This window comes from Streptomyces sp. NPDC002577, assembly GCF_053594815.1.
This window is the reverse complement of sequence record NZ_JBSFWK010000001.1, coordinates 729,330-744,491: the sequence shown is the minus strand read 5'-3', so window position 1 is coordinate 744,491 and position 15,162 is coordinate 729,330. Positions and strand designations below refer to the sequence as shown.

17 protein-coding genes are annotated in these 15,162 nt (G+C 71.5%); 6 read left to right on the top strand and 11 right to left on the bottom strand.

Annotated features, from left to right (window positions below; genetic code table 11):
* Positions 1 to 143 precede the first annotated feature (143 nt).
* The 3 genes from ACWD4J_RS03370 to ACWD4J_RS03360 form a co-directional block, all read right to left on the bottom strand.
* Positions 144 to 338 (bottom strand): YbdD/YjiX family protein, encoded by a 195-nt coding sequence (locus ACWD4J_RS03370; RefSeq protein WP_451393538.1) that lies wholly within the window; start codon positions 336 to 338, stop codon positions 144 to 146.
* An 11-nt stretch (positions 339 to 349) separates the two neighbouring features.
* Entirely contained in the window at positions 350 to 2,545 is a 2,196-nt protein-coding gene (locus ACWD4J_RS03365) for a carbon starvation CstA family protein (RefSeq protein WP_451393537.1), read from the bottom strand.
* Between the two features lie 108 nt (positions 2,546 to 2,653).
* Entirely contained in the window at positions 2,654 to 2,875 is a 222-nt protein-coding gene (locus tag ACWD4J_RS03360; RefSeq protein WP_451393536.1) for a DUF3311 domain-containing protein, read from the bottom strand.
* Between the two features lie 168 nt (positions 2,876 to 3,043).
* On the opposite strand from ACWD4J_RS03360, the gene ACWD4J_RS03355 reads away from it, so the two are divergent.
* From ACWD4J_RS03355 to ACWD4J_RS03335, 5 genes are all read left to right on the top strand, one after another.
* Positions 3,044 to 4,606, top strand: a complete 1,563-nt coding sequence (locus tag ACWD4J_RS03355; protein ID WP_451393535.1) for a sodium:solute symporter family protein — start codon at positions 3,044 to 3,046, stop codon at positions 4,604 to 4,606.
* A 143-nt stretch (positions 4,607 to 4,749) separates the two neighbouring features.
* Positions 4,750 to 5,256, top strand: a complete 507-nt coding sequence (locus ACWD4J_RS03350; protein WP_451393629.1) for a SigE family RNA polymerase sigma factor — start codon at positions 4,750 to 4,752, stop codon at positions 5,254 to 5,256.
* Positions 5,253 to 5,594, top strand: a complete 342-nt coding sequence (locus ACWD4J_RS03345) for a hypothetical protein (RefSeq protein ID WP_451393534.1) — start codon at positions 5,253 to 5,255, stop codon at positions 5,592 to 5,594. Before ACWD4J_RS03350 ends, ACWD4J_RS03345 begins: the two co-directional genes overlap by 4 nt.
* A 152-nt stretch (positions 5,595 to 5,746) precedes the next feature.
* Positions 5,747 to 7,534 carry a glycoside hydrolase family 15 protein gene (locus ACWD4J_RS03340; RefSeq protein ID WP_451393533.1) on the top strand — a complete coding sequence of 596 codons (1,788 nt, stop codon included), beginning with the start codon at positions 5,747 to 5,749 and terminating at the stop codon, positions 7,532 to 7,534.
* Positions 7,535 to 7,539: 5 nt separating this feature from the next.
* Positions 7,540 to 8,295, top strand: a complete 756-nt coding sequence (locus ACWD4J_RS03335) for an SDR family oxidoreductase (RefSeq protein WP_451393532.1) — start codon at positions 7,540 to 7,542, stop codon at positions 8,293 to 8,295.
* A gap of 17 nt (positions 8,296 to 8,312) precedes the next feature.
* On the opposite strand, the gene amaP is transcribed toward ACWD4J_RS03335, so the two are convergent.
* The 5 genes from amaP to ACWD4J_RS03310 form a co-directional block, all read right to left on the bottom strand.
* The gene (gene amaP / locus ACWD4J_RS03330) at positions 8,313 to 8,900 is read right to left on the bottom strand and encodes an alkaline shock response membrane anchor protein AmaP (RefSeq protein WP_451393531.1); all 588 of its coding nucleotides are present in this window, start codon (positions 8,898 to 8,900) and stop codon (positions 8,313 to 8,315) included.
* A complete protein-coding gene (locus tag ACWD4J_RS03325; RefSeq protein WP_451393530.1) occupies positions 8,897 to 9,592 on the bottom strand; it encodes a DUF6286 domain-containing protein in 696 nt (231 codons plus the stop codon). Before ACWD4J_RS03325 ends, amaP begins: the two co-directional genes overlap by 4 nt.
* Complete coding sequence (locus ACWD4J_RS03320) at positions 9,589 to 9,960, bottom strand: hypothetical protein (RefSeq protein WP_451393529.1); 372 nt, start codon at positions 9,958 to 9,960, stop codon at positions 9,589 to 9,591. Before ACWD4J_RS03320 ends, ACWD4J_RS03325 begins: the two co-directional genes overlap by 4 nt.
* Complete coding sequence (locus ACWD4J_RS03315; protein WP_451393528.1) at positions 9,957 to 10,142, bottom strand: hypothetical protein; 186 nt, start codon at positions 10,140 to 10,142, stop codon at positions 9,957 to 9,959. Before ACWD4J_RS03315 ends, ACWD4J_RS03320 begins: the two co-directional genes overlap by 4 nt.
* A 91-nt stretch (positions 10,143 to 10,233) precedes the next feature.
* Positions 10,234 to 10,725 carry an Asp23/Gls24 family envelope stress response protein gene (locus tag ACWD4J_RS03310; RefSeq protein WP_451393527.1) on the bottom strand — a complete coding sequence of 164 codons (492 nt, stop codon included), beginning with the start codon at positions 10,723 to 10,725 and terminating at the stop codon, positions 10,234 to 10,236.
* A 103-nt stretch (positions 10,726 to 10,828) separates the two neighbouring features.
* Here ACWD4J_RS03310 and ACWD4J_RS03305 point away from each other — a divergent pair, with 103 nt between their 5' ends.
* Positions 10,829 to 11,713, top strand: a complete 885-nt coding sequence (locus ACWD4J_RS03305; RefSeq protein ID WP_451393526.1) for a nucleopolyhedrovirus P10 family protein — start codon at positions 10,829 to 10,831, stop codon at positions 11,711 to 11,713.
* A gap of 154 nt (positions 11,714 to 11,867) precedes the next feature.
* Here ACWD4J_RS03305 and ACWD4J_RS03300 read toward each other — a convergent pair whose 3' ends face one another.
* The 3 genes from ACWD4J_RS03300 to ACWD4J_RS03290 form a co-directional block, all read right to left on the bottom strand.
* The gene (locus ACWD4J_RS03300) at positions 11,868 to 12,659 is read right to left on the bottom strand and encodes an enoyl-CoA hydratase/isomerase family protein (RefSeq protein WP_451393525.1); all 792 of its coding nucleotides are present in this window, start codon (positions 12,657 to 12,659) and stop codon (positions 11,868 to 11,870) included.
* 235 nt (positions 12,660 to 12,894) lie between these two features.
* A complete protein-coding gene (locus tag ACWD4J_RS03295) occupies positions 12,895 to 13,116 on the bottom strand; it encodes a helix-turn-helix domain-containing protein (protein WP_018533414.1) in 222 nt (73 codons plus the stop codon).
* A 414-nt stretch (positions 13,117 to 13,530) separates the two neighbouring features.
* Positions 13,531 to 15,129: an ABC-F family ATP-binding cassette domain-containing protein gene (locus ACWD4J_RS03290; protein WP_451393524.1), complete on the bottom strand. Its 1,599-nt coding sequence runs from the start codon at positions 15,127 to 15,129 to the stop codon at positions 13,531 to 13,533.
* Positions 15,130 to 15,162 lie beyond the last annotated feature (33 nt).

The following is a 15,162-nucleotide window of genomic DNA, read 5'->3' as shown; positions in this document are numbered from 1 at the left end:
CCTTCGGGCTCGTCCTGAAACGCCGGACGGGCTGAAATCGGCTCGTACTCAAATGCCGGACGGGCCGACTTCAGCGGCCGCCCGACCTACCCCGCCAGTACGTCGTCGAGTTCGGAGCGGATCAGCGGGGATGGTCTGCCGGCTCAGCAGCAGCGGCTGTGCGCGTGCCGCTCCAGGTGCCGTGTGCGCAGCACCTCGTACTCGCGGCGGGTCGGCAGCGGGGCGTGCGGGTGGGCCCTGCCGTGGCGCTCGCAGTAGCGGTCGTACTCCGCCTCGCCGGTCAGCTCCCGCAGGTACCAGCGGACGGCCCCGGCGAGCCTCCGGACACGGCCGCTCACGAACCGGCCGCTCATGAACCGACCACTGACGATCCGGCCCCCACGACCGCCGGTTCCTCGGCACGCCGGCCGGGCGCGTCGATGCGGGACTCGACGTACGGCGCCTCGGTCGTCGGCAGCGGTGCGGCGGAGCGTACGGCGCGTGCGCACACCACGGCGGCGTTGACGACGACCACGGCGACAAGGAGCAGGAACAGGGCGATCAGCACGCCGTCGACGGTGGAGTTGGTGACCACGGTGTGCATCTCGTCGAGGGTCTTGGCGGGCGGCAGGACCTGCCCGGCGTCGATGCCGTCGACGTACTTGGCCCGCTGGGCGAAGAAGCCGACGCGCGGGTCGTCGGAGAAGATCTTCTGCCAGCCGGCGCTGAAGGTGATCGCGACCACCCAGGCCAGCGGAATGCCGGTGACCCAGGCCCAGCGCAGCCGCCCGGACTTGACGAGCACGGTGGTGCAGACGGTGAGGGCGATCGCGGCGAGCAGCTGGTTGGCGATGCCGAAGAGCGGGAACAGCTGGTTGATTCCGCCCAGCGGGTCGGTGGCGCCGCTGTAGAGGAAGTAGCCCCAGGCGGCCACGACGAGCGCGCTGCACAGCCAGATGCCCGGCTTCCAGTTGACCCGGCCGACCGGCTTCCAGACGTTGCCGAGCATGTCCTGGAGCATGAAGCGGCCGACCCGGGTGCCCGCGTCCACCGTGGTCAGGATGAACAGCGCCTCGAACATGATCGCGAAGTGGTACCAGAAGGCCTTCATCGCCGTACCGCCGAAGACGCCGGAGAAGATCTCCGACATACCGACGGCGAGGGTCGGCGCCCCGCCGGACCGGGCGATCAGGGTCTGCTCCTCCACGGCCTTCGCGGCGGCGGTCAGCTGGTCGGGAGTGATCGTGAAGCCGAGGCCCGCCACGGCGTGCGAGGCCGACTCGGCCGTGGTGCCGAGGAGTGCGGCGGGCGCGTTCATCGCGTAGTACAGGCCCGGCTCGAGGGTGGCCGCGGCGATCAGCGCCATGATCGCGACGAACGACTCCATCAGCATCGCGCCGTAGCCGATCAGCCGGACCTGGGACTCCTTCTGGATGAGCTTCGGCGTGGTCCCGGAGGCGACGAGGGCGTGAAAGCCGGAGAGCGCGCCGCAGGCGATGGTGATGAACAGGAACGGGAACAGCGAGCCGGCGAAGACCGGACCGGTACCGGAAGACGCGAAGCCGCTGACCGACGGGGCGTGCAGGACCGGGGCGGCCACGATCACTCCGATCGCGAGCAGCGCGATCGTGCCGATCTTCATGAAGGTGGAGAGGTAGTCGCGGGGCGCGAGCAGCATCCACACCGGGAGGACGGAGGCGACGAAGCCGTAGCCGGCCAGGCAGAAGACGAGGGCCGTCGGGCTCAGCGTGAACGTGCCGGCCAGCGAGGAGTCCTGGATCCAGCTGCCGCCGATGATGGCGAGCAGCAGCAGGACCACGCCGATCACGCTGGTCTCGACGACCCTGCCCGGTCGCAGGATGTGCAGCCAGAAGCCCATGAACAGGGCGATGGGGATGGTCATGGCCACCGAGAAGGTGCCCCACGGGGAGTGGGCGAGGGCGTTGACGACGACCAGCGCCAGCACACCGAGCAGGATGATCATGATGGCGAACACGGCGGTCAGGGCCGCCGCACCGCCCGCCCTGCCGATCTCCTCGCGCGCCATCTGCCCCAGCGACTTGCCGTCGCGCCGCATGGACAGGAAGAGCACCACCATGTCCTGCACAGCCCCGGCGAAGATCACTCCGGCGACGATCCACAGGGTGCCGGGCAGATAGCCCATCTGGGCCGCGAGCACCGGCCCGACCAGCGGCCCGGCCCCGGCGATCGCGGCGAAGTGGTGGCCGAGCAGGACCCGGCGGTCGGTCGGCTGGAAGTCCACACCGTCCTCGAGCCGCTCGGCGGGAGTGGCCCGCCGGTCGTCCGGCCTCAGTACGCGCCGGGTGATGAAGCGTGCGTAGAAGCGGTAGGCGATGGCATACGAACCGAGGGCCGCCACCAGCAGCCAGACGGCGGAGATCTTCTCGCCCCGGGCGAGTGCGAGTACCCCCCAGCCGATCGCGCCGGCGATGGCCACGGCGGTCCACAGCAGGACCGATCGCGGGGTCATACGGGCACGCGGGGACGGGGAAAGCTGCCCGGGGGACTCCGGGTGACCGGATTCGGGCATGGCGGACACAGGCATGGCGGCTCCTCACCGTGGCGGTGTGTGGGGTGGTACGAGACGACCGGGACGCGCCCGGAATCGAGGACTTGGACTCGCCCGGAGTCGAGGACGTGGACGCGTCAGGAATCAGGGACGGCGGCGTGCGGTCCTGGTCAGTGCATGTGCGGCGAGCAGGCAGAGGCCGCACCCCGGTATCCAGGCAAGCTGGTACCAGTAGAAGAACGGCATCCCCGCGAGCCGCGGGCTCGCACCGGCGTACCAGGGGACCCACAGCAGCCCCGCGGCGGGAGCGAGCAGCAGGACGACCGCGGCGACGCTTCGCATCCGGTCGTGACCGGTCCGTGGCATGACCTGCACTCCTCTCCCGTCCGCTGTGGGTCTGTGCAAGAGTTGCGCACCCCGTCGAAGCCGTTGACAGCGAATTTTCCAGAAGATTTCCGCCGGTTTCCTGTCATCGGAACGGACCTCCCGCGCAACTTCACCCCGAGGGTCCAGGCACACCAAGGACGGTGACCCATGGCCGACGGCGCCATGACCGCGACGTTCCTCGCCGTGATCGGCGGGGCGTCGCTGCTCGCCGTCACGGCCCGGCGCCTGAATCCCAGCGACCGGCTGCCGTCGCTCGAGGGCTGGGCGCTGGCCGACCGGGGGCTCGGACCCGTGTGGACCTGGCTGCTCCTCGGCGGCACGATCTTCACCGCGTACACCTTCACCGCCGTGCCGGGCCTCGCGTACGGCAACGGCGCACCCGCCTTCTTCGCGGTGCCCTACACGGTGATCGTCTGCCCGCTCGCCTTCCTCCTGCTGCCCCGGCTGTGGGACGTGGCCCGCCGCCACCGCTATGTGACGGCGGCCGACTTCGTCCGGGGCCGGTACGGTTCGCCACCGCTGGCGCTGGTGGTGGCGCTGACCGGGATCCTCGCGACGATGCCGTATCTGGCGCTGCAGCTCCTCGGCATACGTGCGGTGCTGACCGCCGGGGGCGTGTATCCGCGCGGCGCCGCGGGTGACGCGGTGATGGTCGGGCTCTTCGCCGGGCTCGCGGTGGCCACCTACCGGCAGGGCCTGCGCGCGCCCGCGGTCATCTCCGCCCTGAAGGCGGTGGCGGTGTTCACGTCGGTCACGGTCGTGTGCTGGCTGGTCCTGAACCGGCTCGGCGGCCCGGGAGCGGTCTTCGACACCGCGGCGCACCGGCTCGCCGAGGCGGGCGCGACCGGGAATCCGCTGCTCCTGTCCCCAGGGCAGCAGCCCGCCTACGCCACCCTCGCCCTGGGCTCCGCGCTGGCCCTGCTGATGTACCCGCACGTGCTGACCGCCGGTTTCGCCGCCTCAGGACCCGACACCCTGCGCAAGGTCTCCATGGCACTGCCGGCCTGGACGGCGCTCCTCGCTCTCTTCGGCCTGCTCGGCATCGCGGCCGTGGCGGCGGGCGTACGCGCCCCGAAGGGCGGCGCCGAGGCGGCCGTGCCGATGCTCGTCGACCGGCTCATGCCGGCTCCGCTCGCCGGTCTGGTGTTCGCCGCCATCACCGTGGGTGCGCTGGTCCCCGCCGCCGTGATGTCGATAGCGGCCGCGACCTCGTTCGTACGGAACGTCTACGTCGAGTACGTCCACCCCACCGCCACGCCCAAGCGGCAGGTGCGGATCGCCAAGGCGGTCTCGCTCACCGCGAAGGTGGGCGCAGTGGCCTTCGTGTTCGGCCTGCGCGACCAGGACGCCATCAATCTCCAACTGCTGGGCGGCGTATGGATCCTGCAGATCTTCCCCGCCGTGGCCGTCGGACTGTTCACCGGCCGGCTGCACCCCCGGGCCCTGCTCGCGGGGTGGGCGGTGGGCATGGCGTCCGGCACCGTGATGGTGGTGCGCGAGGGGTTCTCGTCCGTCGTGCCGTTCGGCCCCGCCGAGCAGCCGCTGGAGATTTACGCCGGGCTGGTGGCCCTGCTTCTCAACCTGACCGTCGCCGTGGTCGCCTCCACGGCGTTCGAACGCCTCGGCGTCCCTCGCGGCGCCGACGCAACCGACCTGCCGTCCCGCCTGATCCTCAGGCGACGCCCCGAGACGGGAGCGAGCAACCCGTGAGAACGAGACAGGACACCCAGGTGAAACCGGCGCGGCCGGCCACGGCCACGAACGCGTCGGCCGCGGAGAGCGCGTCGGCCAGGGAGGCCGCAGCGGCCGAGCACGCGGCACCCCCGCCCGCCCCGCCCGCGACGGCCGCGACGGTGAGCGATCCGGCCGACATCGAGCGGGAGGCCGCCCTCGCCGACCTGTTCGACACGCATTACGCAGCGATGCTGCGCCTCGCCGTCCTGCTCGGCGCCGACGACCCCGAGAACGTGGTGGCGGAGGCCTACTACCAGATCTACCGGAAGTGGCGGCGGCTGCGGGACGCCGCGGCCGCCGAGGCCTATCTGCGCTCCACGGTGTGCAATCTGACCCGTATGCGCATACGCCACCTCCAGGTCGCCCGCAAGCACACGGAGGCACCGCCGACGAACGTCGTCGCCTCGGCGGAGAGCACGGCCCTCCTCCACGACGACCAGCGTGTGCTGATCGACGCACTCCAGCAGTTGCCCGCCCGGCAGCGCGAAGCGCTCGTCCTGCGCCACTGGCTCGGTCTCAAGGAGAGCGAGATCGCCGCCGCGATGGGGATCTCCTGCGGCTCCGTCAAGACGCACACCGCGCGCGGCATCGCCGCCCTGACCCAGGCGATGGAGGCTCGGCGATGAACGACACCACTCCGGACAGGACGGAACAGGACGCGACGGAACAGGACAGGACCGAACGCGAGCTGCGCGCGGCCCTGGAGGCGCTGGCCGGTGGCGTGCAGGCCGCCCCCGACGCCTATCGCACGGCTCGCGGTGACTGGCTGCGCCGCGAGCGCCGGCGGCGTCTCGTCCTCGCCGTGCTGATCACCGTCGTCTTCGCTCTGGCGACGCTGATCGGCCTGTGGGTCCTCAACCAGGCCCCCTCCGACCCCGGTGTCATCTTCTCCGGCACCCGCACGGCCGCCCACGCGGCTGTCGGCTCCGGCTCCGGCTCCGGCTCCGGCTCCGGCTCCGGCTGACACGATGTCAGCCGGGACCCGGTCCCATCCCCGGGCGAGGCCCGCTGCCCCCCGCGGCCGGTGACCCGGCGGGGCCCGGTGCCGCCGGACCGGGTCACCCACCCAGAGTCCGGTCCGGGTTGGCAACGGTCCCCACCGGGAACCCGCCAGACGTGCATCGACCCATCGAGGACTACGCGCTGATCGGCGACCACCAGACGACCGCCCTCGTGAGCAGGGACGGCTCCATCGACTGGCTGTGTCTGCCCCGCTTCGACTCGCCCGCCTGTTTCGCCGCGCTCCTCGGCGACGAGGAGAACGGGCACTGGCGTATCGCGCCGAAGGGCGCGGGCGGCCCCTGCACCCGCCGTGCATACCGCCCGCACTCACTGGTACTGGACACGGTCTGGGAGACCGGCACGGGCACGGTCCGCGTCACCGACCTGATGCCGCAGCGCGACCGCTTCCCCGACGTCGTCCGCATCGTCGAGGGCCTCTCCGGCGAGGTGCCGATGTGCAGCACACTCAGGCTGCGCTTCGACTACGGCTCGGTCATCCCCTGGATGCGCAGGGACGACGGCCATCGCGTGGCCGTGGCGGGCCCCGACTCGATGTGGCTGCGCAGCGAGCCCGAAGTGCGCACGCAGGGCAAGGACTTCGGTACGCACTCGGAGTTCACGGTCGGCGAGGGCGACAAGGTGGCGTTCGTGCTCACCTGGCACCCCTCCCACCAGCCGCGTCCCCCGCTCGTCGACCCGCACCAGGCGCTGGCCGACAGCCTCGAGGACTGGCAGGCCTGGGCGGACCGGTGCCGGTACAAGGGCCCGCACGCGGACGCGGTCCTGCGCTCCCTCATTACCCTCAAAGCCCTCACCTACGCCCCGACCGGCGGCATCGTCGCCGCCGCCACCACCTCGCTCCCCGAGGAGATCGGCGGAGTGCGCAACTGGGACTACCGCTACTGCTGGCTGCGCGACTCGACGCTCACCCTGGGCGTGCTGCTGGAGGCCGGCTACCTCGACGAGGCCAAGGCGTGGCGGGACTGGCTGCTCCGCGCGGTCGCGGGCAGCCCCGGCGACCTGCAGATCATGTACGGCCTGGCGGGCGAGCGCAGGATCCCGGAGTACGAACTGCCGTGGCTGGCGGGGTACGCGGACTCGGCCCCGGTGCGGATCGGCAACGAAGCGGTGCGGCAGCTGCAGCTCGACGTGTACGGCGAGGTCGTCGACTCGTTCATGCTGGCGCGCCAGGCGGGCCTGCCGGCCAAGCCCCACGCGTGGCAGGTGCAGCGCCGCCTGCTGGAGTTCCTCGAGTCCGTCTGGCACCAGCCGGACTCGGGGCTGTGGGAGGTCCGCGGCCCGCGCCGCCACTTCGTGCACTCCAAGATCATGGTGTGGGTGGCCGCCGACCGTACCGTGCGCGCGCTGGAGGCGGACCCGAGGCTGCGCGGTGACATCAACCGCTGGCGCGCGATGCGGGACGCGGTGCACCGCGAGGTGTGCGAGCGCGGCTTCGACGCGGAGCGGGGCACGTTCACGCAGTCCTACGGCTCCCGCGAACTGGACGCCGCCCTGCTGCTCACCCCCCGCGTCGGATTCCTGCCGCCGACGGACCCACGGGTGACCGGGACCATCGAGGCGGTGCGCAAGGAGCTCGCCCACGACGGCTTTCTGCGCCGCTACAGCACGGAGCAGACGAACGTCGACGGGCTGCCCGGCGGCGAGGGCACCTTCCTCGCCTGCTCCTTCTGGCTCGTCGACGCCCTGCACCTGACGGGACGCACGCAGGAGGCCCGCGAGCTGTTCGAACGGCTGGTGGGGCTCTGCAACGACGTCGGCCTGCTCGCCGAGGAGTACGACCCCGTGAACCGCAGGCAGCTCGGGAACTACCCGCAGGCATTCAGCCACATCGGCCTGGTGGGGGCCGCTTTCACCCTGTTCGGGACCGAGGAGGCAGGATAGGGGCCATGGATCTTGGACTGAAGGACCGCGTCTACGTCGTCACCGGAGCCACCCGGGGCCTGGGCAACGCGGCGGCGCGTGAACTCGTCGCGGACGGCGCGAAGGTGGTCATCACCGGCCGGGACGAGAAGCGCGTCGCCGACGCCGCCGCCGAACTCGGCCCGAACGCCGTCGGCCTGGCCGCGGACAACGCGGACCCGTCCTCCGCCGGACACCTCATCGCGGCCGCGCGCGAGCACTTCGGGGGCTTCGACGGCGTACTGATCAGCGTCGGCGGACCGGCACCCGGCTTCCTCGCCGACAACACCGACGAGCAGTGGCAGTCGGCGTTCGAGTCCGTCTTCCTCGGCGCGGTGCGCCTGGCGCGGGCGGCCGCGGCGGAACTCGACGAGGGCGGCGTCATCGGCTTCGTCCTGTCCGGTTCGGTGCACGAGCCGATCCCCGGGCTGACGATCTCCAACGGCCTGCGCCCCGGCCTCGCGGGCTTCGCCAAGTCGCTCGCCGACGAGCTCGGTCCGCGCGGCATCCGCGTCATAGGGCTGCTGCCGTCCCGTATCGACACGGACCGGGCCCGCGAGCTGGACGCCCTCTCCGCAGACCCGGAGGCCGCCCGCGCGGCCAACGAGGCGAACATCCCGCTGCGCCGTTACGGCACCCCGGAGGAGTTCGGCCGCACGGCGGCGTTCCTGCTGTCGCCGGCAGCGTCGTATCTGACGGGGATCATGCTGCCGGTGGACGGCGGCGCGAGGCACGGCTTCTGAGGGGAGCCAAGGGCTCCTTACGTGACCCGCTCCGCGCGGTGCCTGACCGCGCGGAGCTGGACCTCGGCGGGCAGCCGGTCCAGCCCGGCCGAGCCGCGGGCATGGGCCAGCGCCTCGCCGACCAGCTTCCGCAGGGCATCCCCGGGCGCGGCGAATGGCTGTAGCACCAGTCGCATCCGTGCCTCGGGGGCGCCCCGCCGCCCGGTCAGCGTGGCGTGCGCCCGCTCGACACCGTCCAGCGCTCCCGCCTCGCTCGTCAGGACGGACTCCAGGGCCCGCCCCCGCAGCAGCGCCCCCTCACCGTCGCCGGTGTCGACCAGCACCTCGGCCAGCCGGCGCCGGCGCAACTGGGCCGTCAGCCACCACAGGGCGAGCAGCAGGAGCACCGCGAGGACGGCGATGACGGTGGGCCACCACCAGCCTTGGTCCTGCCATCTGGCCCGGTCGGCGTCGCTCAGCAGCACATCGTGCTTGCCGTCGTGGATCCACCACGACGGCGGTGTGACGCCGAGGCCGACGGCGAGCACCGAGCCGCCCAGCACGAGCAGCACCAGGCCGACGATGCCCAGCAGCACGCGGTTGACCGTCCTCAGCACTGCTCTCACCCCTTCTTGCCGGGCCGGCGGACGTGCACGGAGAGGGCTGGCGCCCGGCCGAGCCCCAACTCCCTCACGGCGTCCGCGAGCACGGTGTCCAAGTCGCTGCGCACGTCGTCGAGTTCACGGAAGTGCGACACCGCGCGGACGTCGACCTTCTTACGCCTCGTACGCACGCGTACGGACCGCACTCCCGCGACCTCCATGGCGCGGTCACGCAGCACCATGGCGGCGGCGTCGCGGTGCAGCCCGGACCGTACGTCGGGGTGCACGCGCCGCATGGGCAGGACCGCACGGCGGCCCGGTGTGGCGGCGAGCACCAGCAGCCACAGCCCCAGGGCGGCGGCCACCCCGGCGCCGGTCAGCACCCAGGTGTCGTCGAGGGGGCGTTCGGCGAGCTCGCGGACGAGGGTCTTGCGCCACTGCATCGCGGGCCGGCCCGCGCGCACGGCCGCGACGTCGTACAGCATCAGCCCCGCACCGGCGAAGACCAGCAGCGCGACCAGCGCCGCGGGGATGCGGCGGGCGGACCAGAAGCGGCCGGGCCTGCGGTCGTCGCCCTCGGCGGTGGGCAGCGGTTCGTACGAGGCCGCGGACGCGGACTGGTCGAGCCCGTTCTGCGTCCCGGCCTCCTTCCGCTCGATGACCGGCAGAGGCTGGGTGCCGCCGGCCGAACCCGACGGGCCTTGGGACTCGCTCACCGTGTCCTCCCCTGTGCCGCGCTGCGCGCGTACGCCGAGTGCAGCCGCTCCACCTGGACGGCCACTTCGGGCACCTCCACCCCCGCCAATGCCTTTACCCGCTCGGCGACGCGCCGACGCACGGCACCGCACTGGCGTCCGATGTCGGATGGATAGTCGAGTTCGAGGCTGATCCGGACGCGGGCGGCCCGAACGCGGCCGGTCTCCTTGTGCACGGTGACCGTCGCATGCGGCGGCTCACCGCCCTTGGGTACGGCGTCCAACGCCTCACGTGCCGCCCAGGCGGCAATCTTGGCGACGACTCGGTCGGCGATCCGGGTCGCGCCGCGCTCTGCGGGCTCGACGACCTGACCGGGCAACGGCGTCACCGCCGCCGTTCGCCGCGGGTACGGAAGAATTCACCAGGTTCCATGTCCCCCTCCAGGAACCGCCCTGCGACGAATCCGACGGCGCCGAGCGCCGCCACAAGGAGGAAGGCTCCGAAACCGCCGAAGTATCCGGCGAACCCCAGCGCCATTCCGGCGATCAAGCCGATAATGGTCATGTTCATTGTGCGCTCCTCTGCGAGAGCCTCGAGAGCGTGCGGCGGCGGGGGGCGCCCGCGTCGACGGCGAGCGTCACTCACGGACCTGGAACGCTCGCTACTGCAGCCTCGTCTCGGGCTCTTCGTCCTCTTCCTCCGGGACCTTCACATCGCTGACGGCGATGTTGACCTCCACCACCTCGAGCCCCGTCATGCGCTCGACGGCCGCGATCACGTTCTCCCGTACGTCACGGGCGACGTCCTCGATCGCCACGCCGTAGACGACGACGATCTCCAGGTCGAGGGCCGTCTGTACCTCGCCGACCTCTGCCTTCACCCCGCGCGTGACGGACCTGTCACCGCCGCCGGGCACCCGCTCGCGCATGGCGCCGAAGGTACGGGAGAGGCCGCTGCCCATCACGTGCACGCCGAAGACGTCGCGCGCCGCGAGCCCGGCGATCTTCTCTACGACGCCGTCGGCGATGGTCGTACGTCCCCGGGTGCCGGGGTCGCCGCCCCCGCGCCGCACCGGGCCGCCCTTCCTGCCCCGCTCCTCCGGCGACGCCTGCTCGCGGGGCTCCGGGCCTTTCTGCTGTGTCGTCTCAGTCATCGCCGCTCATCCTTTTAGGAAACTTTTAGGAGGGGATGTACTTATTTGTTCACATTAAGCGCGGTTTCCCCACTGCGCGCCAAAGATGCGGCAGGCTGGAGCAATGACGGCGGACCGATGGGCACAGGCGGTACGGCGACAGCTGGCCCTGGGCAGGCTGCTGCCCCTCGGTGGGCCGCGCGACGGAGCGTGGCTGGCGGAATCGGCGGCTGACTCGGTATTGCGCGGCGCGGCGGACGCGCTGCCCGGCATCCGCCTGGGCCCGCTCCGCATCTCCCCGGCCGACCCGGACGAGGCACAGGCCCCGGCGGTACCGCCACCGCCGAGCGGCCTGTCGCCCGGCCCGCTCCGCATCACCGCGGAGTTCGCCGCGAGCCCGGCCGACCCCCTCCCGACGACGGCCGAGCGCCTGCGCGCGACCCTGTTCACCACGGCAACGCAGGACATCGGCCTGACCGTCACGGAGGTGGACCTGCGGGTTTCGGCCCTCCTCGACCCGGAGCCCCAGGCTCCCGAGCCGACGGCGCCGAAACCCGCCACGCCGGAACCGTCCGCCGCGACGACCCGCAACGGCGAAGGGCTAACACCGCCGGCGGACGCACACCGCCCGTCGGGAGCAGCATCCAGCGGCCGGACGGATGTGCTCCCCGAACGCGAGGAGGGGGCCGAGGGGGCTGGCCGGGGAGCGGAGTCGCCGTCCGAGCCGGGCGCAGACGGCGACGAGGCCCGGGTGGCTGCGGAGGTGCTGGCCGTGCCGGGCGTGGTCCGGTTGACGGGTACGCTCGGCGGCCGCGGGCGCGCGGTTCACATCGAGGAGCACCCGCAGGCGGCCTCCGATACGGCCCTCCCCCGCCGGCACGTCCGCATCGAACTGGCGGCATCGCGCGACCACCGCGCCTTGGACGTGGCCCTCGCGGTCCGCACAGCGGTCACCGAGTCCCTGCCGAACCATCCGACAGTCGCGGTAGTGGTGACAGAACTGCCGTGACACGCGACCACGGCGGTCGCGTGTCACACGGCAGCGGCACAGGCACAGGCACGCCACATCCAGCCGCGGCAGGGCGGTCGCCGGCACAGCAAACCGCCGTGCGGCCTGCAAGACCCGGCACGGCAGCCCGCCCCGCGACGCCTCGGTGGCGCGCTCAGTCGCCGAGTCCCGCCAGGTCCCGCAGGCGGCGGGCCTGGGCGGCGCGCTCGGCGGCGCGCTGGGCGTCGTAGTCGCGGGTCGTCGCACCCTGGAGCAGCGCCTTCGTCTCGATCACCGCATCCCGGGGCGCCGCGAGGAGCGCGGCCGCAAGGTCGCGGGCCGCGGCGTCCAGCTGGTCGCCGGGCACGACGAGGTTGGCGAGGCCGATGCGCTCGGCCTCGTCGGCGTGGACGAAGCGCCCGGTGGCGCAGATCTCCAGCGCCCGGGCGTAGCCCACGAGCCCCACGAGCGGATGCGTCCCGGTGAGGTCGGGCACCAGGCCGAGGCTGGTCTCGCGCATGGCGAACTGCACATCGTCGGCGACGATCCGCAGATCGCAAGCGAGAGCGAGCTGGAAGCCCGCACCGATGGCATGGCCCTGGACAGTGGCGATGGTCACGATGTCGCTGCGCCGCCACCAGGTGAACGCCTCCTGGTACTCGGCGATCGCCGCATCCAGCTGCTCGTCCGAGCCGCGCGCCAGATCGATGAACGACGGCTCCCCGTCGAACCCTTCGGGCGTGAACGCCTGCCGGTCGAGGCCGGCGGAGAAGGACTTGCCCTCGCCGCGCAGCACGACGACACGGACACTGCCCGGCAGCGCCCGTCCGGCCTCGGTCAAGGCCCGCCACATCGCGAAGTTCTGGGCATTGCGCTTGGCAGGATTGGCCAACGTCACCGTGGCGATCGCCTCGTCGACGGTGAGCCGCACGCCGTCCTTGTCGAGTACCGGGTCGAGCGAAGCCATGGGGCGCCTCCGATGGAATGCAGTCGGGCAGGGTGCCGTACCCGGACACCCGTAAGTGACTGCACAGTAACCACCCGGCCGATCACCGGACCGACCGGGTGGCCACCATCGAAGCTGGGGAGCCTCCCCGACCACTCGACTCCGCCCCGCTCTCGATTTCTCCCCCCAGCACCTCAAGGGCCTGGGGCGAGTCCCCGGAGCGAGGGGGACGTCACGAGCCGGGAGGCCTCCGCCGTCAGGACGCGGCGGCCTTCTTGCCTCGCGTTGCCCCGCCGCGTCCCCGCAACGTGACCCCGGACTCACTCAGCATCCGGTGTACGAAGCCATACGAGCGGCCGGTCTCCTCGGCCAGTGCCCGAATGCTCGCACCGGAGTCATACTTTTTCTTCAGGTCTGCCGCGAGCTTGTCGCGCGCGGCGCCGGTCACCCGGCTGCCCTTCTTCAGAGTCTCGGCCACCCGTGCCTCCTCATGGGAAGTGCGCTCTGGACTCTCATGATCACCCCTCCGGAGCTTCCTGGCCACCCATTCGGCAAGGTCCATGTATCAAGGTTTGGACTCACGGAACCGGTCATCACGAGCGGAATTCCAGCTTCCGGCGGCGGTTTCGATCATGGCTTCCCGAATTCACAAGCTAATGAGCAGGTCAGAGCCGCGTTGTGACGCGACCCCGACCCATGCCCGATCCGGCCCGGAAATCGATGTACGACACACCGCTGTATGAGGAGATCTCACACAGATGATGGATCACGGATCGGCCGAATGATCCATGCGCAGTGGATCAGTGAATTCGATCAAGCAACGCGCGGCACCGCCAGGCCGAAATCGGCCGGGCATGCCGAGATAAACGATCATGCTCGGCCGGAAAACCGGTCAGGCCAGCGCGACCAGGTCCGCGTAGTCGGCGCCCCACAGGTCCTCGACGCCGTCCGGCAGCAGAATGATCCGCTCGGGCTGGAGCGCCTCGACCGCTCCCTCGTCGTGCGTGACGAGGACGACCGCACCCTTGTATGTGCGCAGGGCGCCGAGGATCTCCTCGCGGCTGGCCGGGTCGAGGTTGTTGGTCGGCTCGTCGAGCAGCAGGACGTTGGCCGAGGAGACCACGAGCGTGGCGAGCGCGAGGCGGGTCTTCTCGCCGCCGGACAGCACACCGGCCGGCTTGTCGACGTCGTCGCCGGAGAAGAGGAAGGAACCGAGGACCTTGCGCACCTCGACCAGGTCCATGTCGGGTGCGGCGGAGCGCATGTTCTCGAGCACCGTGCGGTCCGCGTCGAGCGTCTCGTGCTCCTGCGCGTAGTACCCGATCTTCAGGCCGTGGCCGGGCACGACCTGGCCGGTGTCGGGCTTCTCGACGCCGCCGAGCAGCCTGAGCAGCGTGGTCTTGCCGGCGCCGTTGAGGCCGAGGATGACGACCCGGGAGCCCTTGTCGATGGCCAGGTCGACGTCGGTGAAGATCTCCAGCGAACCGTACGACTTGGACAGGCCCTCGGCCGTGAGCGGCGTCCTGCCGCACGGGGCGGGCTCGGGGAAGCGCAGCTTGGCGACCTTGTCGGCCTTCCGCTCGGCCTCGAGACCGGCGAGCAGCTTGTCCGCGCGGCGGGCCATGTTCTGGGCTGCAACCGTCTTGGTGGCCTTGGCGCGCATCTTGTCGGCCTGGGAGTTCAGCGCGGCGGCCTTCTTCTCGGCGTTCTGGCGCTCGCGCTTTCGGCGCTTCTCGTCGGCCTCGCGCTGCTGCTGGTAGAGCTTCCAGCCCATGTTGTAGACGTCGATCACGGAGCGGTTGGCGTCCAGGTAGAACACCTTGTTGACGACCGTCTCGACGAGGTCGACGTCGTGCGAGATGACGATGAAGCCGCCGCGGTACGTCTTCAGGTAGTCGCGCAGCCAGACGATCGAGTCGGCGTCGAGATGGTTCGTCGGCTCGTCGAGCAGGAGGGTGTCCGCGTCCGAGAAGAGGATGCGGGCCAGTTCGATACGGCGCCGCTGACCGCCGGAGAGCGTATGGAGCGGCTGGCCGAGCACCCGGTCGGGCAGGTTGAGCGCGGCGGCGATGGTGGCGGCCTCGGCCTCGGCGGCGTACCCGCCCTTGGTGAGGAACTCCGTCTCCTGCCGCTCGTACTGCTTCATGGCCTTGTCGCGCGTCCCACCCTTGCCGGTGGCGATGCGCTGCTCGTTCTCGCGCATCTTGCGGATCAGGACGTCGAGGCCGCGGGCCGAGAGGACGCGGTCGCGGGCGAGTACGTCGAGGTCGCCGGTGCGCGGGTCCTGCGGCAGGTAGCCGACCTCGCCGGAGCGGGCGACGGTACCGGCGGCGGGGATGCCCTCGCCCGCGAGGACCTTGGTGAGCGTGGTCTTGCCGGCGCCGTTGCGGCCGACCAGGCCGATGCGGTCGCCCTTGGCGACACGGAAGGTGGCGGACTCGATGAGGACGCGGGCACCGGCGCGCAGCTCGATACCGGAGGCGGTGATCACGGACAGACTCCTGAGCAGGGTGGACGGCGGGAT

What these genes read in the sequence shown, in the direction of transcription:
- ACWD4J_RS03310 (WP_451393527.1), bottom strand. Translation starts at nt 10,725, where the DNA reads ATGACTGAGACGACACAGCAGAAAGGCCCGGAGCCCCGCGAGCAGGCG.
- ACWD4J_RS03355 (WP_451393535.1), top strand. Translation starts at nt 3,044, where the DNA reads ATGGCCGACGGCGCCATGACCGCGACGTTCCTCGCCGTGATCGGCGGG.
- ACWD4J_RS03300 (WP_451393525.1), bottom strand. Translation starts at nt 12,659, where the DNA reads ATGGCTTCGCTCGACCCGGTACTCGACAAGGACGGCGTGCGGCTCACC.
- ACWD4J_RS03335 (WP_451393532.1), top strand. Translation starts at nt 7,540, where the DNA reads ATGGATCTTGGACTGAAGGACCGCGTCTACGTCGTCACCGGAGCCACC.
- ACWD4J_RS03345 (WP_451393534.1), top strand. Translation starts at nt 5,253, where the DNA reads ATGAACGACACCACTCCGGACAGGACGGAACAGGACGCGACGGAACAG.
- ACWD4J_RS03305 (WP_451393526.1), top strand. Translation starts at nt 10,829, where the DNA reads ATGACGGCGGACCGATGGGCACAGGCGGTACGGCGACAGCTGGCCCTG.
- ACWD4J_RS03365 (WP_451393537.1), bottom strand. Translation starts at nt 2,545, where the DNA reads ATGCCTGTGTCCGCCATGCCCGAATCCGGTCACCCGGAGTCCCCCGGG.
- ACWD4J_RS03315 (WP_451393528.1), bottom strand. Translation starts at nt 10,142, where the DNA reads ATGAACATGACCATTATCGGCTTGATCGCCGGAATGGCGCTGGGGTTC.
- ACWD4J_RS03360 (WP_451393536.1), bottom strand. Translation starts at nt 2,875, where the DNA reads ATGCCACGGACCGGTCACGACCGGATGCGAAGCGTCGCCGCGGTCGTC.